A 26,239-nucleotide genomic window follows, 5' to 3' on the forward strand; every position below is an offset into this window, starting at 1 on the left:
GGCATCGCCATCACGGTGCCGGCGCGACCTGCGGACCCAGGGCGATGGCCAGGTCCACGAAGCTCCGTGCCGGGCCGGGCAGCCGCCGCCGTTCCGACCAGGCGATGGACGCCCGTTCCAGGTGGGGCTCGGGGTCCAGGGGAACGCAGGCCACGGGCAGGCCCTCGTAGGAGACGTCCTGCCGGGGCCGCTGGATGAAGATCGAATAGCCCAGCCCGCGGGCCACCAGGGACCGGATGAGTTCGAAGTCCGGGGACTTCATCCGCACGTTCGGGGTCGCGCCGTGATGTGCGAAGTAGGAGAGGATGTCGTCGGAACTGGGGGAGACGTCCATGAGCAGCAGGGGCTCCGCGGCCAGCTCGGCCAAGGGTGCCCGCCTCTGCTCGGCGAAGCGGTGGTCGGCGGGCAAGAGCGCGTACATCGTGGTGTCGTAGAGGCGGGCGGAACCCAGTCCGGGCAGGGCATGGAGGTTGTACGCCAGGATCACGTCCAGGATCCCAAGGGAGAGCTGTTCCACGAGTTCGGCCCGGTTCCCGGTGGTCACGGAGACGGTGACGCCGGGGTGCCGGGAGGCGAACTCGGACCACAGCGCGGGCAGGACGGTCGGGGCCAGGGACCGGAAGCAGCCGATGGCGAGGGTCCCGCCGAGCTGCCGGTCGCCGTCGGGCACCTCGAGGTCAAGGGCCTGGTCCAGCACCGAGCGCGCCCGGATGAAGAAGTCCTCCCCGGAGGCGGTGAGCACCACTCCCTCGGCCTTGCTGCGGCGGCACAGCACGGTGCCGGCGACGCGCTCGAGGGTGTCCAGTGCCTCCGTGACGGAGGTCCTGGACACCCTCAGCTGGGTGGCCGCGGCGCTGATGCTGCCGGTCCGGGCCACAGCGCAGAAGTGTTCGAGTTGGCGCAGTGTCAGTCGCACCCGTCCCCGTCTTCCTGCCGGACCGGTGCCGGCGGGTTCAGCGGAGGTCGCGGCGGGCGGTCTCCGGCATCTTGATGATGACCACCACGCTAACCAGGCAGAGCAGGATCATGTAGCCCACGAACAGTCCGTGCATCCCGATGCTGGACAACCAGGTGTTCAGGTAGGGCGCAGTGCCGCCGAAGATCGCCCCGGAGGTGGCGTAGCCGACCCCGATCAGGGTGGCCCTCAGCTTGGTCGGGACCAACTCGGCGAAGACGGCGCCGAGCGGGGCGCAGTTCGCGGCCAGCAGCACGGAGCCGGCCGCCATGGCCAGGAACAGCATGAACGGGCTCGGGCCGAGCATCCACTCCAGGGGGAAGGCCACGAGCGCGAATCCGGCCGCGAAGACCATCAGCACCGGTTTGCGCCCGAAGCGGTCGGAGAGTCTGCCCATCACGGGGATGGCCACCAGGAACACGGCCTGCCCGCACAGTCCGGCCACCAGGGAGGCGTTCGGGTCCATGCCGAACTCGCGGGAGGCGTAGCCGGGGGCGAAGATGAACCAGGTGTAGAAGGCCACCACGCCGGAGATCGTCAGGCCGACGATCTGCAGCAACGGCTTCCACTCGCGGCCCAGCTCGGTGAAGACCTCTCGCAGGGACTGGACTCCCGTGCCCTCGCGCTGGTCCCGTGCCTTGCGCTCGGTGTGCACCTCGGACTCGTTCATGGTCTTGCGGATGTAGAGGGCGTAGACCCCGAGGACGGCGGCGACGGCGAACGGGATGCGCCAGCCGAACTCGGCCATCTGTGCCTCGGAGAGCAGAGCCGTCAGCAACACGCCGACTCCGGTGGCGAGCATGGTGCCCACTCCCACGCCGAGCCACGGTGTGGAGGCCCAGAAGCCACGCTTGTCCCGCGGCGCGATCTCCGCCAGATAGGTGAACGCGCTGCCCGTCTCACCACCGTGGGACAAGCCCTGGATGAGGCGGGCCACCAGGAGAATGACGCCGGCCCACACGCCGATCGCGTCAAAGGTCGGGGCGACGGCAATCAGCAGGGAACCGAACGAGGCCAGCAGGATGGCCAGGGTCAGGCTGAACTTCCGGCCCCTGTCATCGGCCAGCCGGCCGAACAGCCAGCCTCCCACCGGGCGCATGAGGAAACCGACCGCGAAGACGGCCAACGTGGAGAGGAGGCTGGAGACCGGGTCCTCGGCGCGGAAGAACTGGGCGGCGAAGAACGGCGCGAAGATCGCGTAGATGTTCCAGTCGAACCACTCCAGGGCATTGCCGATGTTGACGGCGACGAGGTCCCGGGGCCGACCGGCACGCGGAGCGGTGCCGGTGGACATCCCGGCGATGGTGGCCGGAGTGGTGCCGGGGGCAGAGGCCGCGACGGGGTCCGGGGACGGGTCGCCCGCGGTGCGAAGCTGGGAAACGGTGCTGTGATCCATAACACCTCATGGTGCCCCGAACCGTTGGTGAACTCAACGGAATTCGCTGTGCATCGGATGCACGGAGGATGTGCATGGCGTCCGCATGAGGCGGGCTCTAGCGTGGTGCTCATGACCCACGCCTCAGCCTCCACCTCCGCGGCACCGCAGCCTGCCCCCGGACGCCCCGATGGTGCCGCCGGTCCCATCCCGCCCCGACTCGAGTTCCTCGCCACCGTGGCCGTGGAAGTAGCCGAGCCCGTGGAGGTCGGACGGACCCACCGAGGACTGCGCCGGGTCATCCCGATCTCCGGCGGAACCGTTGCCGGCCCCGGGCTGAATGGCCGTGTCCTCCCCGGCGGGGCGGACTTCCAGCTCATCCAGTCGGACACGGCCTCGGACCTGGACGCCCGGTACGTCATCGAGACCGACGACGGCGACCGGCTCTACGTCATGAACGCGGCCTTCCGTACGGGCGCGGCCGAGGATATCGCCGCACTGGCCCGCGGTGAACGGGTGCCGGCCGAGCGGATCTACTTCCGTTGCGCGCCCCGCTTCGAGGTGGCCGGGGAGACCTGGTCCTGGCTCGAGTCCACCGTGGTCCTCGGCTCTGGCCGCCGCGAGCCGGACCGGGTGATCATCGACCTCTGGGTGGTCCGCTGACCCACCGTCTCACAACCAGTGGTGCCCCACCTCGACGAAGTCCTCCTGGCGCCTGCCGTCGGTGTCCAGGTGCCAACCGGCCCGCTTGGGGATGTTGGAGATGATGACGGTCTCCCGGATCTCCAGGCGGGGCAGCTTCTCTGAGGCCCGCCGCTCCATGGCCATGATGTCCGTGGCCGAGCGGTGCCACGTCATGAACATGAAGTTCGAGCGCCCCGTGGTGGAGGCACAGATGCGCAGGGCTCCGAGCCGCGCCAGTTCGGCGGCGGCCGCATTGTGGTCGGCAGCCGGCAGCCGGGCGAACCACTGGCACATGACGGGGTAGCCTGCGGCCCGGTGCGAGACGTCACAGCGAAAGCTCAGGATGCCAGAGTTCAACACCCGCTGCAGTCGACGACGGGCCGTGGCGGGGTGCAGGCCGGAGGCCGCAGCCACCTGGGCGGCTGAGGCCCGCCCGTTGCGTCCGAGGATGCGGGCGATCGGACCGAGCGACGGCAGCTGGGGGTCGGCGTGGGCTGCCGGAACCGGGGGCGGCCCGACGGCCGCACGGAGGTCCCGCCGCTGACCGGGATCCAAGGCGTCGAGCTCCCAGTCAGCGGCAGTACGGTGCAGCCGGGTGCAGAAGGTTGACTCGTATCCCGATAGTTCTGGGATGTCCTCGAGCTGGGGATAGACGACGTCCGTGAGCTGGGCTGGGTCCGGGGTGATGACGGTCAGCATGAAATCCCGGTCCCGGTGGCACTCCTCCACCGAGAAAACCTCGGGAATTCGCCCGATCGCCGCTGCCACGGCCCGTCGGTGGCCGGGACGGCACCTTACGTCATGGAAGGACAGGGCCATCTGGTCCGGATGACCCAGCGGGTGGGCGGTGATCCACGCCGAGCCGCTGTCCTCGAGGCGCCGCCACCGGGCGGCCAGCGAGGTCGGGTGCTGGTCGAGGACCTCGCCCAGCACCGTCCATGGCAACCGGGGCCCGATCTGCAGGGCATGAACCAGGGGGAGGTCACCCTCGTCCAAGGGCTCGACGGGCTTGTTCACCATCTCGCGAAATCTGCCAGGGTGTGTAAATTTTCTGCGATTGAGCGTGAAGTGATGTTGAGCACACCACAATGATAGCGACGAATTGCATCAATCGGTTTCCGAGCCAAGCGCCGACTGCGGGGCTCTGAGCCAGAACCGACCTCACGAATCGAAGGACTCCATGATCTCAGCAGCAAGCGCGGCCGCTGGCCAGGGCCAGGACCCGAATTCTGTCCTGGCCCTGGCCAACACACCAGTCCTCTGGATCTGCGCCCTGGGCGTCTTCTTGGTCATCGCAGTCCAGTCGGTCATGTACATGAGGGCGGCCCGCAAGGCCGCCCCGGCGGCGGGGATGAGCCAGCAGGAACTGCGCACCACGTTCCGTACCGGAGCCATCGCCGCCATCGGCCCTTCGTTGGCGGTGGCGCTGGTGGCGATCGCCGTGCTGGCCCTCTTCGGCACCCCGGCCACCCTGGTGCGCATCGGCCTGATCGGGTCGGTGCAGTATGAGACCGCGGCGGCCAGCATCGCGGCCGGAACCGCCGGTGCGGAGCTGGGTGGACCGGAGTACACCCAGCAGGTCTTCGCCATCGTGTTCTTCGCCCTGAGTCTGGGCGGGGCGATGTGGATGATCGCCACCCTCATCCTCACGCCGCTGCTGAAGAAGGGGGAGCACCGTCTGGGCAAGGTCAACCCGGTCCTCATGACCGTGGTGCCGGGGGCGGCCCTGCTGGGCGCGTTCTTCTCCCTGGGCCTCGCGGAGGTGCCCAAGAGTTCTGTTCATGCGATCACCTTGGCCGCCTCAGCAGCCGTCATGGCAGCCTGCCTGCTGTTGGCCCGGCTACCGGGAATGCGCTGGCTGCGCGAATGGGGGCTGGGCATTGCGATTCTGCTCGGACTCACTGCCGCGTACCTGGCCCAATCCGCAGGCCTCGGTGCGGGTGTCTGAGTCCCCCGACATCCCGGTTCCCGATCCTCTAGCCCTTCAGGAGTCCCCATGATGGTTACGTCCTCCACCACATCCACTACCGTGCCAGCCGCAGGCAGCATGGAGGAGTTCGACGCCACCACATCGCGCTGGGGCCGGTTCACCATGCTGGTCGGCCTGGTGCTCTCGCTGGCCGGCCCCCTCTACCTCGTCTTCTTCGCCGACCTCGGCATCACCGCAACTCAGCTGTTCACGGCGTTCATCGCCGTGGCCGGCACGTTCTTCGTCATCTGGATCATCGAGCCGATCACCTACTTCCCGATGCTCGGTCCGGCCTCGATGTACCAGGCGTTCATGATCGGGAACATCTCCAACAAGCTCCTGCCCGCGGCCCTCATCGCACAGGCCAGCATCGGTGCCAAGCCGGGCACGGCACGCGGTGGGCTGGCCGCCGTGATGGCGATCAGTGGCGCCGCCATGGTCCATCTGCTGTCCCTCCTGGTGTTCGTGGGCCTGCTCGGCACCTGGCTCATCAGCGTGGTTCCGGAGGACGTCACGAACGTGGTCCGCACCTACGTGCTGCCGGCCGTGCTGGGAGCGGTCATCATCCAGGCCATCGTCTCCCTGAAGCAGGTGCGTGCCACCGCGGTGGCCGTCATCGTGGCGGTGCTGGTGATCTTCGTGTTGGTTCCGCTCGCCCCCGTCCTGGCCATGGCATCGACCGCCATTGCCGTGATCTGCACGCTGGTGATCACCTGGTTCGTGCGCCCGCGTGCACCGAGGGCGCCAGAACCCGCAGCCACCGTGGACGCACCCTGACCCCCCACTCAGTCATCGGCAGCAGGTCGCCCCACTTTTCGGAAAGGAACACCGTGCAACACCGCACCACATCCGAGCAGTCCGCCGAGGAATCGGCTGGATTGACCGACGGCCGACCCCCGGAGTACCCGGAGATCCCGGCCGAGCTGCGTCAACGCATGCTTGACGTCTACCGGCACCTGCACTCGAATCCGGAACTGTCCATGCAAGAGCACGCCACGGCGGCGTTCATCGAGGCGCACCTGGACACGCTCGGCATTGAGCACTTCCGCTGCGGGGGCACCGGCGTGGTGGGCCTGCTGCGCAACGGTGCGGGGCCCGTCGTCGGGTTCCGGGCGGATACGGACGGACTACCGATCCAGGAGGACTCCACGGTCGACTACCGAAGCACCGCCCGCGGCACCTTGGCGGACGGCACCGAGGTGCCGGTGATGCACGGTTGCGGCCATGACACCCATGTGGCGGCGCTGATGACCGCCACTGAGGTGCTGGCGGCCCAGCGCGAGACCTGGTCCGGGACCGTCGTGCTGATCTTCCAACCCGGTGAGGAGACCGCGGCCGGCGCCCAGGCGATGGTGGAGGACGGGCTCTGGGACCGCGTCCCACATCCGGAGATCATCTTCGGCCAGCACGTCATGCCAGGCCTGGCCGGGACGGTCGAGGTGGTCGGTGGGCCCGCCATGGCCTATGCGGACTCCTGGAAGGTCACTCTGCGCGGGGAGCAGTCCCATGGCTCCCAGCCGGAGAACTCGATCGACCCCATCGTGCTCGGTGCCCACATCGTCACGCGGCTGCAGGGCGTCGTCTCCCGGGAGATCTCCGCCCGTGAGTCCGCCGTGGTGACGGTGGGCACGTTCCACGCGGGGCTCAAGGAGAACATCATCCCGGACTCAGCCGAGTTCACCCTCAACGTCCGCACCATGGACGACGACGTCCGCGCCACGGTACTGGACGCCCTCAGGCGCATCATCCTCGCCGAGGCGCAGGCCTCCGGGGCGCCCGAGCCGGTGATCGAGGAGCTCTACCGCTTCCCCCGGAACTTCAATGACCCGGACGCGACGGCTGAGCTCATCGAGACCCTGCGCGGCACCCTCGGCACCGAGAAGGTGAGGGACGGCCAACCTATGATGGGTTCGGAGGACTTCGGCATCCTCCCCGGCGCGCTGGGCGTGCCCTCCGTGTTCTGGTTCTTCGGTGGCATGGATGCCGAGACCGTGGCCTCCGGTTCCATGCCGGTCAACCACTCGCCTCGATTCGTCCCCGTACCAGAGCCCACCTTGTGGACGGCGGCGACGGCGGCGCTCGCCGCCCTGCGCTCCCGGCTCAGTTCCTGATCCGCCCTCCTCTCAGTCGAGTTGGAGTGGGCGCCGGGTGAAGATGCCCACTCCACGTCGACTGCAAGCGTGGGTGGGTCAGAACTCGAGGTTGAACACCCGGGTGGCGATGCCCTCGAAGAATTCGAACTTCTCCTCCGCCGAGATCGGCAGGTCGTCCTGCAGGTCCACCTCGGACGGCTCGTACTGGTACGGGTAGTCCATCGCGTACATGACCCGGTCCGCACCGACCATCGTGCGGACGAACATCACCTCGTCCTGCCAGGGCATGCCGCTGGTGGTGATCCAGACGTTGCGGCGGATGTACTCGGAGGGCTTCAACGGCAGGGGCTTCACGTGCGGATAGCGTCCCGTGGCCACCTGCTTGCCGTACATGTAGTCGATCCGGTTCAGCCAGAACGGTACGGCCTCACCGAGGTGGCCGACCACCATGGTCAGGTTCGGGAAGCGCTCGAACACCCCGGAGACCACCAGTCGCATCAGATGCAGGCCGGTCTCCACTCCGAACCCGTACATCGAGCCGTCCAGGCCGCGGTCATGCAGGGGTTTGAACAGACTGGCCGAGGGGGCATTGGGATGCAGGTAGACCGGCACCCCGAGTGCCTCGGCGGCCTCATAGAAGGGCAGGAATTCATCTGTGTCCGTGTACCGGTCCCGCACATGCGAGTTCAGGATGGCGCCCTTCAGGCCCAGCCGCGTGACGGCCCGCTCGAGCTCAGAGGCGCCGGCGTCGGCCGCGGAGAAGGGCACGGCGGCCAGCGCGGAGAAGCGGTCGGGCCGGTTCCGGACGATCTCGCCGAGCTGGTCATTGGACAGCCGGGCCAGTTCGGTCGCCTGCGCCGCCGGCAACGGGTTGGTGCCCGGAGCCGTCAGTGACAGGATCTGATGATCGATGCCGGCGGCGTCCATGTCCTTCAGGCGCACCCCCTCGGTGTCCGTCATGCGCTCGCGGATGAAGCGCGGGCGCTCTCCGTCATTGAGGACGTAGTAGCCCATGAGGCTCATGAACCCCGGATCGTCCTCAGGGTGGTCGCCGAGGATCTCCCGGAACATGTCGAACATCTCCGGCGGGGCCCAGGCCTCCTCCGTGGCGATGCGCCGGTAGGGGCGGGGTGCGGGGCTGGCAGTCGTGTCACTGGTCATGTGCTGTGGTCCTCAGGTCTCTCGGGTCTCTCGGGTCTCTCAGGCGGGATGGACGGGGTGGCTCAGTCTGTGGGCGCGGTGACGATGTCCTCGACGTTGATCTCCTCGTCGATCAGTCCGTACCGGACCATGCGCTCGTTGAGGAACTGCAGGGTCTCCAGGTCCACCGAGGCATCCCAGGCGGGCAGGTGGATCTGGCCGGCGAGGTCGGGCTCGATCGTGGTGACCTCGGGCAGGGCTTCACGGAAGGCGTCCGGATCCTCGGCGATGGCCTGTCCGGTGGCGCTGAGGCCCCGCTGGAACGCCTCCACCGTCTCCGGGTTCTCTGCGGCATACTCCTCGGAGGTCATGTAGGTGCCCACCATCATGTTCGGACGGGACTCGGCGTAGGGGCTGGCGACCTCCGTGGCGCCCTGGTCCACGGCCATGGTGACGAACGGTTCGATCAGCAGCGCTGCGTCGACCTGCCCGTTGGCCAGGGCCGGGAGCATGTCTGAGAAGCCCATCTCGGCGAACTTGACCTGGGTGCGGTCCGCGCCGGCGTCCTCCATCAGCGTCATGATGACCACGTCGTTGATGTTCTCCAGCGTGTTGACCGCAATGGTGGCGCCTTCCAGGTCTTCGACGTCCTCGACACCGCTGGAGGTGGACGCCACGATGCGGGCGAAGTCCTCCTCAGGAGCCTCCATGGTGCGTGTGCCGGCGGCCACGATGGTGATGGGGAGGCCCTTGCTGGCGGCCAGGATGGCACTGACGGTGTTGGAGCCGGCGAACTGGGTCTCTCCATTGACCACGGCAGGCACGGCTGCGGCGCCACCGATGCTCACGTCGACTGTGACGTCCAGGCCTTCCGCCTCGAAGTAGCCCTCGTTCACCCCGTACTGGAGGAAGGCCGAGGGCATGCCGGCGGTGTCCGCCACCCGGACCTCCGTGGTGCCTGCCGCCCCACCCGTTCCTGTAGCGGCGCCGTCCGTGGGTGACCCTGTTCCGGTACCGGACCCCTGGCCTGAGGTGCCGCCATCGCCGCAGGCGGTCAGCAGCAGGGGTGCTGCCAGCAGTGGTGCCAGCCAGCGGCTACGACGCCGGGTGCTCGTCCATGTCCTCGCGGTGGTTCTCATCGGACTCCTCATTCGTACTGGTGTGGCTGTACAGGTTGCGGTGGGTAGCGACTCCGGTCTTTCCAGAAGCGTAGGATTCAATAGCGACAGGCGGAACGATTAGACCAAATGTTCTGCTGTAAAGAACAACTTTCACGGAAGGGCGAGGGATGCCATGACGGAGATCAGGTCGGTGATCCACGCGCTGACAGTGGTGGATCGCGTCATGGCTGAGGGCGGCGTCCGCGTGCGGGAGATCGCCGAGGACCTCGGCATCGCCCCATCCAGCGCCCACCGCCTCCTGGGCACGCTGGCCTCGCGGGGCTATGTGGTCCAGGACCCTTACAGCCGCGTCTACCGGCCGGGTGCCGCCCTGCTCTCCCTGGCCGGTGGCGGGATGGAGAACCGGGAGATCCGGCGGGCCGCGCACCGCCCCATGGAGTCCCTGGCCTCCGCCACGGGGGAGTCGGTCTCCCTGTCCGTGCTGGTCCGCTCCGAGGTCGAGTTCGTCGACGGCATCGAGTCTGCCCACGTTCTCCGTGCTTCTCCTCGTATCGGCGCCCGGATGCCGGCGTACGGCACGGCCGGAGGGCGGGTGATGCTGGCAGATCTGGCCCCGGCCGACGTCGCCGGCATGTTCGGTGGTGGTCTGAAGAAGTTGACGGACCACACCGTGGACACCGTGCCGGACCTGGCGGGGATGCTGGCTAGAATCCGACAGGCCGGCTACGCGGTGTCCCGTGGCGAGAGCACGGAGGGGATCTCCGCCGTCGCCGTGCCACTGCGGGATGTCACTGGCCGCACCGTGGCCGGTCTGGCCGTCGTGGCCCCCACGGAGCGGCTGCCAGACGCCGGGCTGTCGGTCCTCATCGACCAACTCCAGCAGGCCGCCGCGGAGTTCTCCACGGCCCTAGGGAATCGAGGGATGGATTGAGCCAGTCAACGCCGGCACCGCAACCGGAGGTGCCGAAGGCCGGCGCGGCGCTGTTGACCGTCCTGCTCATCGCCATGGGCGTGGGCCCGCTGCTCAACTACGGGCTCTCGGCGACCTCGGACCTGTTGATCCAGGAACTCGGCGTCTCGGCCGGCCAGTTCGGCCTCCTCGTGACGGTGTTGTTCGTCAGCGCCGCCGTCTCCTCCATGGTGATCGGGCGGCTCGCTGACGTCCTCAGCATCCGCAGCCAGCTGGTCTTCAACTACGGCGGCACCGTGCTGGCGCTGCTGATCTCGGCCCTCGGCCCGCAGTACTGGACCTTGATCGTGGCGTGCATCCTCGTCGGGCCGGCCCAGGTGATCGCCAACCCGACCACCAACCGCGTCATCTACTCGTCCGTGCCCGCCGTCAAGCGGTCCGGGTGGATCGGGGTCAAACAGTCCGGGGTCCAGGCCAGCCAGTTGGTGGCCGGTCTGCTCTTCCCGGCCGCGGCCCTCTGGGCCGGCTGGTCCGGTGCAGCGCTCGCCGCCGCCGTGGGGGTGCTGGTGCTGCTGTGGTGGTCGCTGCGCCACATCCCACCGGAAGACCCCACTGACTGGGCGGCAGTCCGGGCGGTCCTCGCTGATCGGTTCCGGCGGCGGCGATCCGGTTCGACGGCCTCCCTGCCGGTCCAGGTCTGGCTGTTCGCCGCCGTCGCCTTCTTCTCCGGCATGGGCACCCAGGCCACCAACGTGTACCTGCCGCTCTTCGCGGTGCGGGACCACGGCTACAGTCTGCTCATCGGCGGGTTCGCCGCCGGGCTCTCCGGCGTGGTGGGCGTGGCCAGCCGCATCTACTGGGGCCGTGCCCTGGGTGCCGGGCGCCGGCCGGGCACGCTGCTGCTGCTGATCTCCTCCGGCGCCCTGCTCGGCATGGCCTGCATGGTCACCTCATCCCTGTGGGACCTGCCCGCCCTGTTCTGGGCCGGGGTCGTCCTGCACGGGTTGACAGTGCTGGGCACCAACGTGGTCGTCAACGCGGGGACCATGCAGTCCGTGGACGCCACCCGGATCGGTGCGGCCAGCGGGACCACGACCATGGGCATGTACGCGGGCTTCGCCGTAGGCCCCGTGGGGATGGGCGCGATCGTGGAGCTGACCGGTGGATTCGTGCTCGGCTGGGTGCTGGTCGGCGTGGCCTATGCCATCCTGTTCGGCCTGGCAGTGGCCATGGTCCGCACTACCCGCCGGGACTGAAGAGTCATTCGGCGGCTTGACCACGCACTACTGATGTATCAGAGGCGAGGTGGGGAATCTTCGCGGCCCTCGTGGCGCCCCTCATCACCGCGGCATGCTCGGTGCTGTTGCGCCGCCGGCACGGCGGCGGCCGTGGGCGAACCAGTAGACCACCATGGCCAGCACGAGGAACCCGGACAGCAGCAGGTACATCCCGGAGAACCCGGTGGCCGGCAACAGCGCGCCCAACACCACCGGGCCCAGGCCGGTGCCGATGTCCAGCATCAGGAAGTACGTGGAGGTGGCCACCCCGATCTGGAAGGGCGGCACCACGGTGGCCGCCACCGACTGCAGCGAGGTCAGCAGGGCCCCGAAGCCCAGGGCGCACAAGGCGGCCGCCACCAGGAAACCGCCGTTGGCCGGCCAGAGGGCCAGCACCGCCATGCCGCTCACGAGACATGTCAGCAGGGGGAACATCACGGAGTTGTCGCCGTACCGGTCCTGCATGGTCCCCACCACGAAGCGCGAGAGGACGAGGACCATGGCGTAGACCATGAAGTAGGCACTGGCAATCGTGGAACTGATGCCCTGTTCCTGGGCATAGCCGTTGAGGAAGGCCAGCACCCCGGAGTATGCCAGGCCGGCCATGAGCATCACGAGGGACACCGGCAGGGCCGGCAGTGAGATCACCCCACGCAGGGAGAATCGCGGTCGGAGGCTTTTCTGCTGGTTCTGCTGGCCCTGCTGGTGATGTTGGGCCCGCGGCAGGCGCACCACCAAGCCGGCCACCAGGCCGCAGACCGAGAAGGCCGTGCACAGGTAGAACAGTGAGTCGAAGCCGAACCTATCCGTGAGCTGGAAGGCCAGCAACGGTCCCAAGGCGGTGCCCACCGTGGTGGACGTGCCGAACCAACCGGTGCCCTCACTGCGGCGCCGCGGCGGGATCATCCCCTGGACCGCGGTGGCCAACACCGTGCTGGCGCCGCCGAACGCCAGCCCGTGGATCAGGCGGACGGTGATCAACAGGCCAAGGTCATCGGCCATCAGGTACAGGGCCGAGGCGACGAGGAAGAGCGCCAGGCTCGCGACGAGGACCCTCTTGCGCCCGATGATCTCCATGGCCTGGCCGGTGACCAGGCGGGACACCACGGCGCCCAGTACGAAGGCGCTGACCGCCAGGCCGGACAGCATGTCCGTCGCCTGGAACTCGTTCACAGCGTAGAGGGCCATCGCCGTCACCAGCAGGTAGAACACCATGGCCAAGAACAAGTTGGTCACGGCGGCCAGGACGAAATTCCGGCTCCACAACAGCCGCGGGGGCTGCGGGACGCTGGATGCGGAGGACACGAAAGGGACCGGCTTTCCAAGGTGTGGGGGGAGGGGCCCGGCGAGGGCAGGGCCGTCGTCATTCTAGTCCGGGGCCAGGAGGCCGGACCGGAGTGGAGTGAGGACTACTCTGGAGATCATGGCAAACCGCGGAAACCTGACCTGGCTCTGGGTCATGATCGCCGCAGCCGTCCTCACGCAGACCGCCCTGAACCTGTTGCGGCCCGTCACCAGCTACAAGCTGTTGGCCCTGGGCGCCGGCGAGGCGACGGTCGGCTTGGCCACCGCTGCCTATGCCATCCTCCCGTTGGTGTTCGCGATGTCCCTGGGACGGCTCAGTAGCCGGCTGCCCACCCTGCGCGGCATGATCGCCCTCGGGGCGTTGGTGCTGGGGCTGGGCGGCGTCGGCTTGGCCTTCGGCTCCACCATCGCCGTGCTGATGGTGTCCTCGGCGGTGCTCGGCATGGGCCATCTGCTGTTCACCATTGCGGGCCAGACCGTGATCGGCCGGCGAGCCGCCCCGGAGAACATGGACGCGGCGTTCGGGTGGTTCACTGCCGCCTTCTCCGTGGGACAGATGTCCGGACCGTTGATCTCGGGGTTGATCCTCGGCAACGCCACTCTCGGCGAAGCCAGCCACAGTGCGGAGTTCGACGGGCGCATCGACGGGGCGCTGTGGCTCGGTGCGGTCTGTTCTTTGCTCGCCGTGCCGGTGATGTACCTCATGCGGGCTGACGGGGGCCGCCGCTCCCGGCGCCTGCCCGCGGAGCCCACGGAGGAGCCCGGGGACCGGCCCCATGGATTGGGGGACGGGAACAGCGGGCCGGCGGGGCCGGCGTCGGCCACCGAGACTGCCTTGGGTGCGGGTGCTGCGGGTGCTGCAGGCCCGGGAAAGCCCACGATGCTGGCGATCTGGCGGGTCCCCGGGATCCCCTCGCACATGATGGCGTCCCTGGCCCTGTTGGCGATGCTGGACATCCTCACGGCGTTCATGCCGCTGGTCGGCGAAGCGGCCGGGGTCTCACCGTTCTGGGTCGGCATCCTCCTGGCGGTCCGCGGGGGAGCCTCGTTCCTGTCCAGGATCGTGTTGCCCTGGATGTCCGGTCGGTGGGAGCGGCACCACCTGGTGCTCGTGTCCCTGTTGGCATCTGCCGTGGCCTTGGGATTCGTGCCACCGGCATTGGAAGGATGGCATGCCGTCTGGCTGGCGGTGGTGCTCATGGCCGTCGGCGGCTTCGCCCTCGGCATCGGGCAGCCGCTGACCATGTCCTTGGTGTCCCAGGCGGTGCCACCGACCTGGCGCGGGCCCGCATTGGCGTTCCGGCTGGTCGGCAACCGTGTGGGACAGGTGGCAATGCCGGTGGTGGCCGGCCTGGCCGCCGCACCCCTCGGGCCTGCCGGTGGCATCTGGTGCGCCTGCCTGATCCTGGCCGCTTCCGGCACGGAGCGACTGGTCTCCGGCCGGAAGCGCTAGCAGGAGCACCAATAGGAGCGCCAACAGGAGCCGAGTCGAAAGGTTCTAGACTGTGACGTCTGAGCCTTCCTCGTCCTCCTCGTCATCCCAGCCGGCCCACTCGGAGTCCTCATCCGGCTCGGCCGCGCCGCCGGAGTCGTCGGAACTGCCCTCCTGATAGTCCGGGACGCCGTTGTAGTCCTCGTCTCCGTCCAGCAGGAAGGTGTCCCGGCGCAGCGGGTCGATCGCATCCAGTGAATCCGGGTCATCAGAGGAGCCGTGGTCCGTGGTCCCGTCGCGGCCGTCAGCGGGCTGCTCCAGGTCGTTCTCGGGTTCTTCGATGAATTGCTGTTCCAGATCGTCTTCGTAGCGGGCCAACTCGAACCTCCTGAATCTCGGGCGGCCCTCCGAGGGACAATCCGTCCGAACGGCCGCATCGTCCGGTCAGTCTAGTGCCGACGGCCGTCGCGGGGCAGGGCTGCCAGGGCCAGGGCAGTGAGGACGATCATCATGAAGCCCACCCCGGCGAACAGCCACGGAGTGGACCCGGTGTGAGCAGTCCGCTCGGCAGCGGCCACGGACTCCGCACTGTCAGTGCCCTCGCTGGCATCACCGCTGGGGAAGTTCCCGCCACCGGGGTGTGACGTCATGCCGGCGGAGAGGCCCTCGACGAGCCTCTCGGCATCCGCCACGACCTGGGCCGGGCAGGCAAGGGTGGTGTCCCTGATGATGTTGCTGAGCTTCTGTGCGCTCGGCGTCTCGGGCGCCGTTGCGGAGGGCGATCCGGTGGTATCCGGTGTCTGGCCGTCCGGGCCACCGTTGCCGCCCGCATCGCCGGGAGCAGATCCACTCGGCCCGGAACCCTCGCCGCCGGTCCCGCCACCTCCGTTGCCGCCTTGGCTGTTGCCGAGGCCGGGTGCTGGGGCGGGCGCACCGGTGGTCGGGGTCGAGCCGCCTGGCGTGGTCGGGTTCTGAGATGGGCCGGCCGTGGGGGCCGACGTCGGAGCCCGGCTCGGGGTGTCCGACCCGCCAGTCGGCTCCGGGCTGGGCTGCGGGGCGGACGTCGTGGGATCAGGCGTGGGACTCGGGCCCGTCGGGGTGGGCGTGGGAGTGGGGGTCGGAGTGGGGCTCGGCCCGGCCTGCACCAGGATCGAGATCTCGCACTCTGATGTACCGCCCCGGCCATCGTCCGCGGTGACGGTGAGGCCGTCGTTGCCATGGGTGTCGGTGGGAGCCGTGTACGTCACCACGTGACCCTCGACCGAGGCCTCGCCGCCGAGCCAGGATGTCCCCGCGCTCAGGGTGACGGTGTCCCCGTCCGGGTCGAGGACATGTATACGCACGGACTCGGTGTCTCCGGTTTGGGTGACGAGACCGGGACAGTCGATCTCGGGAGGCTGATTGCCACCGGGGGAGGGGGAGGGAGACGGGGAAGACGAGGACCCGGGCGGCGAGGGGGCCGGGGTCGCAGACTGTGTGGGACCCAGGGAGTCGCTGGGCGAGGGCATCGGGCTGGCCCGGGCGGTTCCGACCAGGCCGGCCAGCACCATGAGGATGCCCGCGGTGGTGGCCACGGAGCGTCCGAGGAGCGGGAGTGCTCGACTCGTGGAGGCGTGGTCAGGAGAGCGTCCTACCCTGGTGGTCATGCTCCGGCCCCCGTCGGTTGGCATCTGACCCCGTGTTGCCCGCCCCGTCGAGCAGAACGGGCAACACCGGCTGACTGTGATCATACCGTGATCTTTGCGGATGTCCACATCACGGAAGTGTCACAGTCTGCGTGGGTCATGCCACTACGAGGTCAGGCGGGGCGGCCTTCCGGGACGGACACGAGTGAGGGGTCATCCGTGACGACATGGCCGATGGCCGCGTCGATGGCTCCGAGGGTCGCCTGGTCCAGGGTGAGGTCCAGGGCTTTGACGTTCTCGACGATCTGCTCGGGGCGGGAGGCTCCGACCAGAGCGCCGGCGACGTTGGGGTTGGACAGTACCCAGGCGATGGCGAGCTGGCCCATGGTGGCGCCGAGCCCGTCCGCGATCGGGCGCAGCTTCTGGACGGCGGTGAGGACCTCGTCCGTCATCTTGCTGGCCATCGAACGCGCTCCGCCCTTCTCATCCGCACCGCGGGATCCTTCCGGAGCCTGCTGGCCGGGCAGATACTTTCCGGTGAGGATGCCACCGGCCATGGGGGACCAGACGATCTGGGACAGTCCGAGGTCCTCGCAGGCCGGGACGACCTCGGCTTCGATGACGCGCCACAGCATGGAGTACTGGGGCTGGCTGGAGATGAGCTGGAATCCGAGCTGGGCGGCCATGGCGTGGGCCTCGCGGATCTTGTCCGCCGGCCATTCGGAGACGCCGATGTAGAGGGCCTTGCCGGCGCGGACGATGTCCGCGAATGCCTGCATGGTCTCCTCCAGCGGGGTCTCCACGTCGAAGCGGTGGGCCTGGTAGAGGTCCACGTAGTCCATGTCCAGGCGCTGCAGGGATCCGTTGATGGACTCCATGATGTGTTTGCGGGAGAGGCCGGTGTCATTGTGGCCCTTGGGGCCGGTGGGCCAATAGACCTTGGTGAACACCTCAAGGGACTCGCGGCGTTCGTTCTTCAGCGCCTCACCCAGGACGCTCTCGGCCTTGGTGTTCGCGTAGGTGTCCGCCGTGTCAAAACTGGTGATGCCCTGTGCCAGGGCCTCCTTCACACAGGCATGGGCCGTCTCGTTCTCGACCTGGGAGCCGTGGGTGAGCCAGTTGCCGTAGATGATCTCTGAGATCTTGAGCCCGCTGTGGCCCAGGTAACGAAATTTCATGGTTGTACCCTAGACCGGATTCCGGTGAAGTGGTGCGCTGACATGGCGCGTTGGTCATAGCAAAATGGCCACCGTCCCCGAGGGGATGGTGACCATTCTGCTGCCTGAAGGGTTCAGGCGTACTCGATCAGAGCGGGCGGACTGCCGCAGCCTGCATGCCCTTGGGGCCCTGCTGGGACTCGAACTCGACCTTCTGGTCTTCCTGCAGTTCGCGGAAGCCATTGCCCTCGATGGCGGAGAAGTGAACGAAGATGTCAGCGGACTGATCGTCCGGGGAGATGAAGCCGTAGCCCTTCTCTGCGTTGAACCACTTGACGGTACCGGTAGCCATGATGGGCCCTTTCCTGAGGTTGTAAACCCATCGGTCTTCCGACGGGGGCGAAGCGGCGTGTGCGAAACCGCTTCCTACAACGCCCCGAGCGGCCAGAGGGCCAACCGGTCCGCAGTGGTGACGGACTTACTGCTACTACTACTTCTGAGACACATAATACGGGAGATGCCGCGGAACTGAAGCCCTCAATTTCCTCGGTGCGCATTCTTTTCCCGGTGTTCACCTGAGTCAGTCGCCGCGGTCCCGGACGTCATTCGAGATCGAGGCCGCGGTCAAGACGGTCAATACCGGGTTCTGGGGCGTCACGGCCACGGAGGCGGTCCAGCTGGCGCCGGTCTCGCTTGGTGGGCCGGCCTGCGCCCCGGTCTCGATGGGGCACGGCCAGCAGTTCCCGGGGCACGGGCTCGGGGGAGTGGTCGAGGTAGTGCCGGACTGCCTCGGGAGCTCCGACCCGCTTGGCTACCAGGCCGGTGACCTCCAGGATCCGCTCGCGGCCCGGCAGACGCAACCGGATGGTGTCGCCCGGCTTGACCGGTTGGGCAGCCTTGGCCGGCTGCCCGTTGAGGCGGACGTGACCGGCCCGGCACGCGGTGGTGGCGGCCGAACGGGTCTTATACATGCGTACGCCCCAGAGCCAGGCATCCAGGCGGACCGGGCCGGCCGGCGTCGTGCCCGCGCCTGCGCCCGAGCCGGGACGCCGCGCGGACGGGGTAGCGGAAGGCATGCCGGAAATCCTACCTCCGGACCGGGTGCCGGCCCCGAGGAACACTTTGCGGGCAGAGAACAGTACTCTTCTCTGCCCGCAAAACGAGGAACAGGGCTACTGGTTGCCCTCGGCGGTGCGCAGGTTGCGGAAAGCCGAGCGGTGGAACACGATCGGCTCGTGCTCTGCGGAGTGATCGTGCACGCCGTGCACCTCCAGCAGGACCATGGTGTGGTCACCGGCAGGCAGCTCGGAGTAGACGGTGGTGTCCAGCCACAGGGCGGCGCCGTCCAGGAAGATCGCGCCCTCATCCGTGGACCGGATGTCCAGTCCGGCGAAACGGTCCCCCTCCTTGGAGGCCAACTGACGGCAGACATCGGTGTGGTCCTCGCCGAGGATGGAGATCCCGATCCGCTCGGCCCGCTTCAGCCGGGGCCAGGTGCGGGAGGTGTTCTGGACGGCGAAAGAGACCAGGGCGGGCTCCAGGGACACCCCGACGGTGAAGGACGAGGCCACGAGGCCCTCCTTCACGCCGTTGGCGACTCCGGCAAGCGCGGCCACGCCGGAGGGGAAGTGGGAGAAGGCCGAGCGAAGGGTCTGAACGGACAGGTCTCGATCGAGGTCACTGCCGAGGTTGGTGGTCTGCTGCAGCTCGTGGGTAGCCAGGGCGGTCATGGTGGGTCCTCCGTCCGAAGGCGCATCTGCACGGCGGCACGCCACGGGAGGCTCCCGATCGGCACCAGCAGAAACGCGGTACTTGCCTGCCGGGGCATCCGGTAGGCCGAATCCTCACCTGGAGCACCCCACTACTGCGTGAAGAGGGTTGCCGTCCCGCAAGCCAGGGCTGTAACAGCGGGAACTCGTGATTCTGGGTTCCAGACTAACGACGGACGTCCGGAACGGTCAAAGGGTTTCTCGGACTATGAACCCCCGTGACCATCGCCGCTCGCCCGCACCCGCCTCCCATCCCGGGGGTGCGGCGGCCGTGGAGAAGCAGGTCAGCGGAAGCGCAGGGAGACGGCCTCACCGTGGGCCGGCAGCCCCTCCGCCGTGGACAGGGCGGCGATCTTGGTGTCCAGTTCCTTCAACCCCGTCTCCGTGTAGCGGATGAGTTGCTGCAGGCGCAGGAAGCTCACCGTGTTCAAGCCGGAGGAGTAGCGGGCGGAACCACCGGTGGGCAGCACGTGGTTGGACCCGGAGGAATAGTCGCCCAACGGCACGGGCGAGTGCGGTCCCACGAACACGGCGCCGGCGTTGGTCACCCGGCGAGCCGTCTGCAGGGGGTTCACGGTGTGGACCTCGAGGTGCTCGGCGGCATAGGCATCCGCCACGGCCAGCGCCTCGCCCAGGGTTCCCACCAGCAGGATCCCGGATTGCGGGCCGCCCAGGGCCTGACGGATCTGCTGCTCGTGGAGGCTGCCCGGAACCTGCCGCTCGATCTCGGCCGCCACGTCGCGGGCCAGCTCGGGTGACGTGGTGATGAGCACCGAGCCCGCCATGGGGTCGTGCTCGGCCTGGCTGATGAGGTCAGCGGCCACCCACCGGGCATCGGCGGTGCCGTCCGCCAGCACGGCGATCTCGGTCGGCCCGGCCTCCGCGTCGATGCCGATGGTGCCGAGCAGGGCGCGCTTGGCGGCGGCCACGAAGATGTTGCCCGGCCCCGTGACCATGTCCACGGGGGCACACACGCGAGTGCCGTCGTCGTCCGCCACCCCGTAGGCGAACATGGCCACCGCCTGGGCGCCGCCCGCGGCGTAGACCTCGTCCACGCCGAGCAGGGCGCAGGCCGCGAGGATGACTGGGTGCGGCAGGCCTCCGAAGTCCTTCTGCGGCGGGGAGGCGACCGCGAGCGAGGCGACGCCGGCGGCCTGGGCCGGGACCACATTCATCACCACGGAGGAGGGGTAGACGGCACGGCCGCCCGGGACGTAGAGGCCCACCCGGTTCACCGGGACCCAGCGGTTCTCGACGACGGCCCCCTCCCCGAGCTCCACCTCGGACCCCGCGGGGACCTGGGCGGCATGCACCTTGCGGGCGCGGTCGATGGACTCCTCGAGGGCGGTGCGGACCTCTGGGTCCAGCGACTCGAGCGCCTCGGTGAGCTTCTCGGCCGGCACCGCCAACGACGGCGGCCGGATCCCGTCGAACTGCTCGCCCAGATCCAGCACGGCTCGGGACCCCTCGGTGCGCACCCGGTCCAGGATGGGCATCACTGTCGGCACGGCGGCGGCCACGTCGATCTCGGCGCGGGGGAGCACCGTGGCGGGATCGTAGGTGCGGCCGCGCAGGTCCGTGGTGGCAAGCATGGGATGGCTCCTGTGATTCCGAGGGATCGGCTGGTTCCGGTGGTCCAGTGTCCATTCTCCCCCCGTTCAGCAACGACTGAGAACCAGATGACAGACTGGGGCCATGCCGAGTTCGTCCTTCTTCACCGATCTGTTCACCGCCCCGCCCGCCACCATCCTCGCCTCCGGGGCGGGGCTGGACTCCGAGCCGAGCGCCGAGCCGAGCGGATCCCCGGAGAACGTGCAGGACAGCGTGCGCGAGGGGGCCGAAGGGGCCGTCGACTCGCTCGGACCGTTCTGGGGGATGCTCTCCACCGTGGCGATCTCCGTGGCGTTCGCGCTGGCCGTGCTGGTGGTTGCCTGGCTGCTGGTCAGCGCCCTGCTGCGCCGCAAGCCGCAGCTGCGCAATCAGGTTGCCCGATGCCGGGTCCCGGTGGCGGTCGCCGCCGTGCTGCTGGCCGTACGGATCGCGCTCGGACTCACCGCTTCCACGTATGCGTGGTTCAGTGGCGCGAACTTCCTGCTGATGGCCGGCATCATCGGCTCCCTCGCCTGGCTCGCGCTGCGCGTGGTGCGGATCGTCGAGGAGCGGTTGCTCGGCAAGTACGCCTCGGAAGGGGTGGACGACCGCCGAGACCGCAAGATCCGCACCCAGACCGTGTTGCTGCGGCGCGTGATCCAGGCCGCCGTCATTGTCATCGCCGTGTCCATCGTCCTGCTGACCATCCCGCAGGTCCGCGCCGTGGGTGCCGGCCTGCTGGCCTCGGCCGGCGTGATCTCCGTGGTGGCCGGCCTCGCCGTGCAGTCCACCCTGACCAACGTGTTCGCCGGCATCCAGCTGGCGTTCACCGATGCGATCCGCGTGGGAGACGTGGTGACCGCGGATGGGGTCTACGGCACCATCGAGGACATCACCCTGTCCTACGTGGTGGTCAAGATCTGGGACGGCCGCCGGGTGATCTACCCCTCCAGTCACTTCACCACCACCCCGTTCGAGAACTGGACCCGCACCGGGTCCGCCCTGTCCGGGACGGTGGAGATCGACGTGGATTGGCGGGTTCCGGTGGACGCCACCCGGGAACGCCTCAAGGCACTGCTGGGGTCCACCGAACTGTGGGACGGCAAGGACAGCACCATCCAGGTGAGCGAGGCCCTGGGTGGCACCGTGAAGCTCTGGGTGGCGGTCTCCGCCCGCAATGCCGGCGACCTGTGGGACCTGCGCTGCCTCGTCCGGGAGGACCTCGTCAACTTCCTGCGCAGCGAGCATCCCGAGGCGATCTACGCGCAGCGCTTCGCCGAGATGCCCGCGCACGCGCCTTCCCTGGCGCCCGTCGGCGCCGAACCCGGGTCCAGTTCCGGCGCAGTCGAGACGGGCACGGGGGTGCCGGCGGAACAGGATCACGACGGCGGCGGGTCCGGTGGAGCGGCGGATGATGCTTCCGCGTTCCATCCGCGGACCCCGACCAGCCGACTGCCGCAGGTCAATCCAGTCACGGGCCAGCAGCCAACCACCGGAGCCACCGCGGCCGTCACGGGCTCCACTCCTCTGACCCGGTCCAGCGACGATTCCACGGTGTTCACCGGCTCCATCACCGCGGTGGAACGAAACCGCGAGTTCGCCGGCCCGGGCGAGGCCGCCTTCGCTGAACGCAAGGAGAAGGCCGCCGAAGCCGCTGACCCAGAGGCTGTTGATCCCGAGGCTGATCCCGCTGAAGGTGTTGACGCCGAGGGCGCGGAACGCGGTGATGAGAGCCCGCGGCTATAGGGCCACCACGGTGCGCAGCCGCTGCACGTCGGCGCCATCGCCGCTGACCATGGTGTCGGCCCGATAGTCGGTGGCCCTGGCCCGCGGCGTGGCCTTGATCGAACCGCCTGGCTAGTGGCGCGGGCCGGTGTCCGTCCTGGCGGTGTCGGGGCCGTCCGGGGCTTCGGCGATGTCCGGGGCCTCCTCGAGGGCCCGCGGCTCCGGGGCGGCGGTGATGTCCTGGGACGGCTCACCGCGGACCATGCCGGAGGGCTTGGCGGGGTTCTCCTTGACACAGAGCACGGGCTGGTCGAGCTCCTTGAGCAGACCGTCCGAGACGGAACCCATGACGAACCGGCCGAAGGTGCCACGGCGCTTGAGGCCGATCACCACGACGGAGGGCTGGACCTCGTCCGCCACGTCCTTGATCTCGTCCACCGTCGAGCGGCCACGGGCGTACTGGCGGAACTCGGCGGACAGGCCGGTGGAGTCCAGGAGGGTCTGCAATTCCAGCTGTTGGTCCTCGGTGACCATGGAGTCGTGCTTGTGCTCTCCGCCGGGTCCCGCGTTGACCACGAGCAGGTTCTCCTGGGTCGACCGGGCGATCCGGATGGCCTCCTCGAGGGCCGCCTTCGATTCCTTGCTGGCCGTGTAACCGACGAGAATGGTCATGGTCGGTACTCCTCTCGTCATCCGGGGCTATTTTCCCGCCTTGGGCTCGATCCGGCTGAACCACTCCACCACGGAGTCGGGGCTGAAGCGGGCGGCCGTCATGAGGGAACGATACCGGCGGGAGGGGATGCACACACTCCTGCCCTCGGCGGCAGCGGTCAGGCCCTCACGGACCACGTCCTCGGCGTCCATCCATGCCCACTTGGGCTTCTTCGAGGTGTCGATGCCGGCCCGGGTGTGGAACTCGGTCCGCACCGGACCCGGGCACAGTGCCGTGATGGTCACACCGTCAGGCTTGTAGCGGGTGTTGGCCCATCGACTGAAGCTGATGGACCAGGCCTTCGCGGCGCCGTAGCTGCCCTCCGGGAGGAAGCCGGCTACGGAGGACACGTTGATGATCCGGCCGCCACCTCGGGCGAGGAAGGCCTGGATGGCGGAGTGGGAGAGCAGCATCGGCGCCTCGACCAGCAGCTTGAGCATCGCCAGTTCGTCCTCCGGCTCGCTCTCGTGGAACTCGGTGGCCAGGCCGGAACCGGCATTGTTCACGAGCATGGTGATGGGCTGCTCACGCTGGCGCAACCGTGCGGCCACCACCTCGACGCCTTCCGCGGTGGACAGGTCCGTGGTGAGGGTCTCCACGCTGATGCCGTACTGGGCCTCGAGGCCCTGGGCCTTGGCAACCAGCTGGAGCGGGTTGCGGGACGTGATCACGAGGTGGTGGCCCTGGCCGGCGAGTTGCCGGGCGAATTCCGCCCCGAGCCCGGCGGTGGCGCCGGTGATCAGGATCGTCTGGCCCGTGCCCCGGGACGAGGTTCCGGGCGGGACGAGTTCGTCCTGCTGGAGTGCGCGTTCATCGAGTTGTTCTGCCACGTGGTCCGCCTTGCTTCATGACTGTCGTCCGACTGCCGAAAAGTACTCGGGAGGTGGGGGATGGAGGAGCTGGACCCTCCGCCTCCCATGATATTCGCGCGTGCACCCCGAATGAGGGCAGCTTGGCGGCGCGGGAGGTCACAGTCTGGAAACTCTCGGCAGCGGCCGATGTCAGCCCTCGTCAGATGCCTCCTCCAGATAGGCCAACTGGGCGGACAGGGACTTGACGGCGGCGGGTCGCACGCGTTCGTCGATGTCCGGGTACACGGTGTGGGAGAGCAGCCGGGCGAGCTCGTCGATCGAGGAGGCGTTCCGCTGTCCCTCATCCAGGGAGCCCAGGGCCTGACGGGCCTGGTCCAGGCGCTGCTGGCGGTGGTTGCGGTAGATCGTCCCAACCTGGGCCATGGACGGCAGGACCGGACCGTGGGCCGGCAGCACCGTGGCGTCCCCGAGGGCGATCAGGGTCTCCAGCGAACGAAGGTAGTCCGCGAGCGTGCCGTCCGGGTGGTCGATCACCGTCGTTCCCCGGCCCAGCACCGTGTCCCCGGTCAGTACCGAGCCGGCCGCGCCGTCGTCGGGCAGGGCGAACGAGAAGGAATCCGAGGTGTGACCGGGCGTGTGCCAGGCGGTGATCACGACGCCGGCCGCCGGGATCCGCTCGCCCGGCACCAGGGGTGCCGCGCCGCGCGACCAGTCGGGGGAACCGCCGCGCACCGGGGCTCCGGTCCGCGCGGCGAAGAGGTCCACGGCGCCGGTGTGGTCACCATGGTGATGGGTCACGAGGATCAACTCGACCCGGCGGCCGCCGGCGGCCTCGAGCACGGCCTCCAGGTGCTGCTCGGCGCCCTCCACCGGACCTGGGTCCACCACGACCACGGTCTCGGCATCAGGATCCCCGACCAGATAGGTGTTGGTGCCCTCCAGTGTCATGCCCGAGGGGTTGTCCGCCAGCACGGACGCCGTCAGGTGCGAGTCCGCGAGCGGGGGTGTGGATGCCGGCGGCTGCTCCGGCAGGGGTGCTGGGAGCGGTGAGGTGGAGGCCATAGGCTCAGTGTATGGACCAGAACGAGAACCGACAGGGCAGCTACGTGATGGCCGGGCAGGAATTCACCCGGGACACCAACTACATCCAGGACCGGATCGTCGCTGATCCGGCCGCCGCACTGGCCGCTCCGCGGGTCGCCGGGGACAAGATCGGCCGGGCGCGCGGCGGACTGACCGACGGCGCCGAGGCGTGGCCGGTGGAACCAGGCCGCTACCGCCTGGTGGCCGCCCGGGCCTGCCCGTGGGCTAATCGCGCCATCATCGTGCGCCGCCTCCTGGGCCTGGAGGACGTCCTCTCCCTCGGCACTCCGGGCCCCACCCATGATGAGCGGTCCTGGACCTTCGACCTGGATCCCGGCGGCAAGGATCCCGTCCTGGGCACCGAGCGCCTCCAGGAGAACTACTTCCAGCGCTTCCCCGGCTACCCGCGCGGCATCACCGTGCCCGCGATCGTGGACATCCCCACCGGCGCCGTGGTGACCAACGACTATCCGCAGATGACCCTCGACTTCTCCACCCAATGGAAGAGGTACCACCGCGAGGGGGCACCGGACCTGCTGCCGCAGGAGAAGCTGCCGGAGATGCGTGAAGTGGTCACCCGCATCTTCACCGAGGTCAACAACGGCGTGTACCGCTGTGGGTTCGCCGGCTCCCAGGAGGCCTACGACTCCGCCTACGACCGTCTCTGGACCGCCCTGGACTGGCTCGAGGAGCGGCTGACCCGCCAGCGGTACCTGATGGGGGACTCCATCACCGAGGCCGACGTGCGGCTCTTCACCACGCTCGCCCGCTTCGACCCCGTCTACCACGGTCACTTCAAGTGCAACCGCAACAAGCTGGACGAGATGCCCGCGCTATGGGGGTATGCCCGGGACCTGTTCCAGACGCCCGGCTTCGGGGACACGATCGACTTCATACAGATCAAGAGCCATTACTACGAAGTGCACCGGGACATCAACCCGACCGGGATCGTGCCGCAGGGCCCGGACCTGAGCGGCTGGCTCACCGACCATGGGCGCGAGGGGCTCGGCGGCTCGCCGTTCGGGCAGGGGACCGCGCCCGGCCCGGTGCGCGAGTCCGAGCGGGTGGCCGCAGGCCACAACCCGATGTACCCGGCCTGAATTCCCGGCCTGAATACTGAGCCTGAGTGGAAGGACCTGATGAGACGGCAGTTCCCCCGGATCGCGGACCTGCGTCCCCTGATGCAGTTCGGCCGTCCCAGCCTGGACCGGCGGGCCGCCCGACTGGCCCGCGCCGCGGACATCGATGATTTGCGGACCATCGCGTTGCGGCGCACCCCGCGCCCGGCCTTCGACTACGTGGACGGTGCTGCCGGCCAGGAGCTGACGGCCCGGCGCACGCGGGAGGCCTTCGCCTCCACGGAGCTGCTGCCACGGATCCTGCACGGCACCGCCGCGGCGGACCTGAGCACGCCGATCGCCGGGGTTACCTCGGCGTTGCCCTTCGGCGTCGCCCCGACGGGATTCACCCGGTTCATGCACGCGGAGGGTGAGGACGGGGGAGCG

Annotated in this window: 26 protein-coding genes and 1 riboswitch; of the genes, 10 read left to right on the top strand and 16 right to left on the bottom strand. The window is 68.7% G+C overall.

The genetic code is table 11. The features are described 5' to 3' along the window. Positions 1 to 10: 10 nt before the first annotated feature. Positions 11 to 916 carry a LysR substrate-binding domain-containing protein gene (locus ABD134_RS10940; protein WP_344229395.1) on the bottom strand — a complete coding sequence of 302 codons (906 nt, stop codon included), beginning with the start codon at positions 914 to 916 and terminating at the stop codon, positions 11 to 13. A gap of 37 nt (positions 917 to 953) precedes the next feature. Then, positions 954 to 2,351 (bottom strand): MFS transporter, encoded by a 1,398-nt coding sequence (locus tag ABD134_RS10945; protein WP_344229397.1) that lies wholly within the window; start codon positions 2,349 to 2,351, stop codon positions 954 to 956. Between the two features lie 111 nt (positions 2,352 to 2,462). Between ABD134_RS10945 and ABD134_RS10950 the strand changes: the two genes are divergently transcribed. After that, positions 2,463 to 2,993, top strand: coding sequence for a DUF3237 domain-containing protein (locus ABD134_RS10950; protein WP_344229399.1), 531 nt, complete (start codon positions 2,463 to 2,465; stop codon positions 2,991 to 2,993). Positions 2,994 to 3,002: 9 nt separating this feature from the next. Here the strand turns inward: ABD134_RS10950 and ABD134_RS10955 are convergent, their stop codons facing one another. Then, on the bottom strand, positions 3,003 to 4,034 hold the full coding sequence (locus tag ABD134_RS10955; protein WP_344229401.1) for an Lrp/AsnC family transcriptional regulator: 1,032 nt from the start codon (positions 4,032 to 4,034) through the stop codon (positions 3,003 to 3,005). Between the two features lie 160 nt (positions 4,035 to 4,194). On the opposite strand from ABD134_RS10955, the gene ABD134_RS10960 reads away from it, so the two are divergent. From ABD134_RS10960 to ABD134_RS10970, 3 genes are all read left to right on the top strand, one after another. Then, positions 4,195 to 4,962 carry a DUF5058 family protein gene (locus ABD134_RS10960; RefSeq protein WP_344229403.1) on the top strand — a complete coding sequence of 256 codons (768 nt, stop codon included), beginning with the start codon at positions 4,195 to 4,197 and terminating at the stop codon, positions 4,960 to 4,962. Between the two features lie 48 nt (positions 4,963 to 5,010). Then, on the top strand, positions 5,011 to 5,760 hold the full coding sequence (locus tag ABD134_RS10965) for a hypothetical protein (RefSeq protein WP_378108216.1): 750 nt from the start codon (positions 5,011 to 5,013) through the stop codon (positions 5,758 to 5,760). Positions 5,761 to 5,918: 158 nt separating this feature from the next. After that, positions 5,919 to 7,094 (top strand): amidohydrolase, encoded by a 1,176-nt coding sequence (locus ABD134_RS10970; protein ID WP_344230857.1) that lies wholly within the window; start codon positions 5,919 to 5,921, stop codon positions 7,092 to 7,094. A 78-nt stretch (positions 7,095 to 7,172) separates the two neighbouring features. Here the strand turns inward: ABD134_RS10970 and ABD134_RS10975 are convergent, their stop codons facing one another. Together ABD134_RS10975 and ABD134_RS10980 are read right to left on the bottom strand one after the other, a co-directional pair. Beyond that, the gene (locus tag ABD134_RS10975) at positions 7,173 to 8,237 is read right to left on the bottom strand and encodes an amidohydrolase family protein (RefSeq protein ID WP_344229405.1); all 1,065 of its coding nucleotides are present in this window, start codon (positions 8,235 to 8,237) and stop codon (positions 7,173 to 7,175) included. 62 nt (positions 8,238 to 8,299) lie between these two features. Then, positions 8,300 to 9,355 (bottom strand): ABC transporter substrate-binding protein, encoded by a 1,056-nt coding sequence (locus ABD134_RS10980; RefSeq protein WP_344229407.1) that lies wholly within the window; start codon positions 9,353 to 9,355, stop codon positions 8,300 to 8,302. 154 nt (positions 9,356 to 9,509) lie between these two features. Between ABD134_RS10980 and ABD134_RS10985 the strand changes: the two genes are divergently transcribed. Together ABD134_RS10985 and ABD134_RS10990 are read left to right on the top strand one after the other, a co-directional pair. Continuing rightward, positions 9,510 to 10,268 (top strand): IclR family transcriptional regulator, encoded by a 759-nt coding sequence (locus tag ABD134_RS10985; RefSeq protein ID WP_344229409.1) that lies wholly within the window; start codon positions 9,510 to 9,512, stop codon positions 10,266 to 10,268. Continuing rightward, complete coding sequence (locus ABD134_RS10990; RefSeq protein ID WP_344229411.1) at positions 10,265 to 11,503, top strand: MFS transporter; 1,239 nt, start codon at positions 10,265 to 10,267, stop codon at positions 11,501 to 11,503. The genes ABD134_RS10985 and ABD134_RS10990 overlap by 4 nt, the downstream gene beginning before the upstream one ends. Positions 11,504 to 11,587: 84 nt before the next feature. On the opposite strand, the gene ABD134_RS10995 is transcribed toward ABD134_RS10990, so the two are convergent. Then, complete coding sequence (locus tag ABD134_RS10995; RefSeq protein WP_344229413.1) at positions 11,588 to 12,829, bottom strand: MFS transporter; 1,242 nt, start codon at positions 12,827 to 12,829, stop codon at positions 11,588 to 11,590. A gap of 118 nt (positions 12,830 to 12,947) precedes the next feature. On the opposite strand from ABD134_RS10995, the gene ABD134_RS11000 reads away from it, so the two are divergent. Beyond that, complete coding sequence (locus tag ABD134_RS11000; protein ID WP_344229415.1) at positions 12,948 to 14,282, top strand: MFS transporter; 1,335 nt, start codon at positions 12,948 to 12,950, stop codon at positions 14,280 to 14,282. Between the two features lie 45 nt (positions 14,283 to 14,327). Here ABD134_RS11000 and ABD134_RS11005 read toward each other — a convergent pair whose 3' ends face one another. From ABD134_RS11005 to hisD, 7 genes are all read right to left on the bottom strand, one after another. Continuing rightward, positions 14,328 to 14,639 carry a hypothetical protein gene (locus ABD134_RS11005; RefSeq protein WP_344229417.1) on the bottom strand — a complete coding sequence of 104 codons (312 nt, stop codon included), beginning with the start codon at positions 14,637 to 14,639 and terminating at the stop codon, positions 14,328 to 14,330. 71 nt (positions 14,640 to 14,710) lie between these two features. Continuing rightward, entirely contained in the window at positions 14,711 to 15,835 is a 1,125-nt protein-coding gene (locus tag ABD134_RS11010; protein WP_344229419.1) for an Ig-like domain-containing protein, read from the bottom strand. A gap of 224 nt (positions 15,836 to 16,059) precedes the next feature. Further along, positions 16,060 to 17,064 carry an aldo/keto reductase family protein gene (locus ABD134_RS11015; RefSeq protein WP_344229421.1) on the bottom strand — a complete coding sequence of 335 codons (1,005 nt, stop codon included), beginning with the start codon at positions 17,062 to 17,064 and terminating at the stop codon, positions 16,060 to 16,062. 127 nt (positions 17,065 to 17,191) lie between these two features. Next, positions 17,192 to 17,395 (bottom strand): cold-shock protein, encoded by a 204-nt coding sequence (locus ABD134_RS11020; protein ID WP_115932123.1) that lies wholly within the window; start codon positions 17,393 to 17,395, stop codon positions 17,192 to 17,194. Between the two features lie 250 nt (positions 17,396 to 17,645). Further along, on the bottom strand, positions 17,646 to 18,119 hold the full coding sequence (locus ABD134_RS11025) for an RNA-binding S4 domain-containing protein (protein ID WP_344229423.1): 474 nt from the start codon (positions 18,117 to 18,119) through the stop codon (positions 17,646 to 17,648). A 96-nt stretch (positions 18,120 to 18,215) separates the two neighbouring features. Further along, positions 18,216 to 18,773: a flavin reductase family protein gene (locus ABD134_RS11030; RefSeq protein WP_344229424.1), complete on the bottom strand. Its 558-nt coding sequence runs from the start codon at positions 18,771 to 18,773 to the stop codon at positions 18,216 to 18,218. A 73-nt stretch (positions 18,774 to 18,846) separates the two neighbouring features. Next, a riboswitch (SAM riboswitch) is annotated at positions 18,847 to 18,966 on the bottom strand. Positions 18,967 to 19,096: 130 nt separating this feature from the next. Continuing rightward, positions 19,097 to 20,404, bottom strand: a complete 1,308-nt coding sequence (hisD, locus tag ABD134_RS11035) for a histidinol dehydrogenase (protein WP_344229425.1) — start codon at positions 20,402 to 20,404, stop codon at positions 19,097 to 19,099. 103 nt (positions 20,405 to 20,507) lie between these two features. Here hisD and ABD134_RS11040 point away from each other — a divergent pair, with 103 nt between their 5' ends. After that, positions 20,508 to 22,148 carry a mechanosensitive ion channel family protein gene (locus tag ABD134_RS11040; RefSeq protein WP_344229427.1) on the top strand — a complete coding sequence of 547 codons (1,641 nt, stop codon included), beginning with the start codon at positions 20,508 to 20,510 and terminating at the stop codon, positions 22,146 to 22,148. A 111-nt stretch (positions 22,149 to 22,259) separates the two neighbouring features. On the opposite strand, the gene ABD134_RS11045 is transcribed toward ABD134_RS11040, so the two are convergent. The 3 genes from ABD134_RS11045 to ABD134_RS11055 all read right to left on the bottom strand — a co-directional run bounded on the left by ABD134_RS11045 (position 22,260) and on the right by ABD134_RS11055 (position 24,713). Next, positions 22,260 to 22,799 carry a universal stress protein gene (locus tag ABD134_RS11045; RefSeq protein ID WP_344229429.1) on the bottom strand — a complete coding sequence of 180 codons (540 nt, stop codon included), beginning with the start codon at positions 22,797 to 22,799 and terminating at the stop codon, positions 22,260 to 22,262. Positions 22,800 to 22,826: 27 nt separating this feature from the next. After that, positions 22,827 to 23,669: an SDR family NAD(P)-dependent oxidoreductase gene (locus tag ABD134_RS11050; protein ID WP_344229431.1), complete on the bottom strand. Its 843-nt coding sequence runs from the start codon at positions 23,667 to 23,669 to the stop codon at positions 22,827 to 22,829. A 171-nt stretch (positions 23,670 to 23,840) separates the two neighbouring features. After that, entirely contained in the window at positions 23,841 to 24,713 is an 873-nt protein-coding gene (locus ABD134_RS11055) for an MBL fold metallo-hydrolase (protein WP_344229433.1), read from the bottom strand. 11 nt (positions 24,714 to 24,724) lie between these two features. Between ABD134_RS11055 and ABD134_RS11060 the strand changes: the two genes are divergently transcribed. Together ABD134_RS11060 and ABD134_RS11065 are read left to right on the top strand one after the other, a co-directional pair. Continuing rightward, positions 24,725 to 25,834 (top strand): glutathione S-transferase family protein, encoded by a 1,110-nt coding sequence (locus ABD134_RS11060; RefSeq protein ID WP_344229435.1) that lies wholly within the window; start codon positions 24,725 to 24,727, stop codon positions 25,832 to 25,834. A gap of 39 nt (positions 25,835 to 25,873) precedes the next feature. Then, on the top strand, positions 25,874 to 26,239 hold a 366-nt coding region (locus ABD134_RS11065; RefSeq protein ID WP_344229437.1), incomplete at its 3' end, for an alpha-hydroxy-acid oxidizing protein.

Source organism: Citricoccus alkalitolerans, from assembly GCF_039528175.1.
Taxonomy (GTDB): Bacteria; Actinomycetota; Actinomycetes; order Actinomycetales; family Micrococcaceae; genus Citricoccus; species Citricoccus alkalitolerans.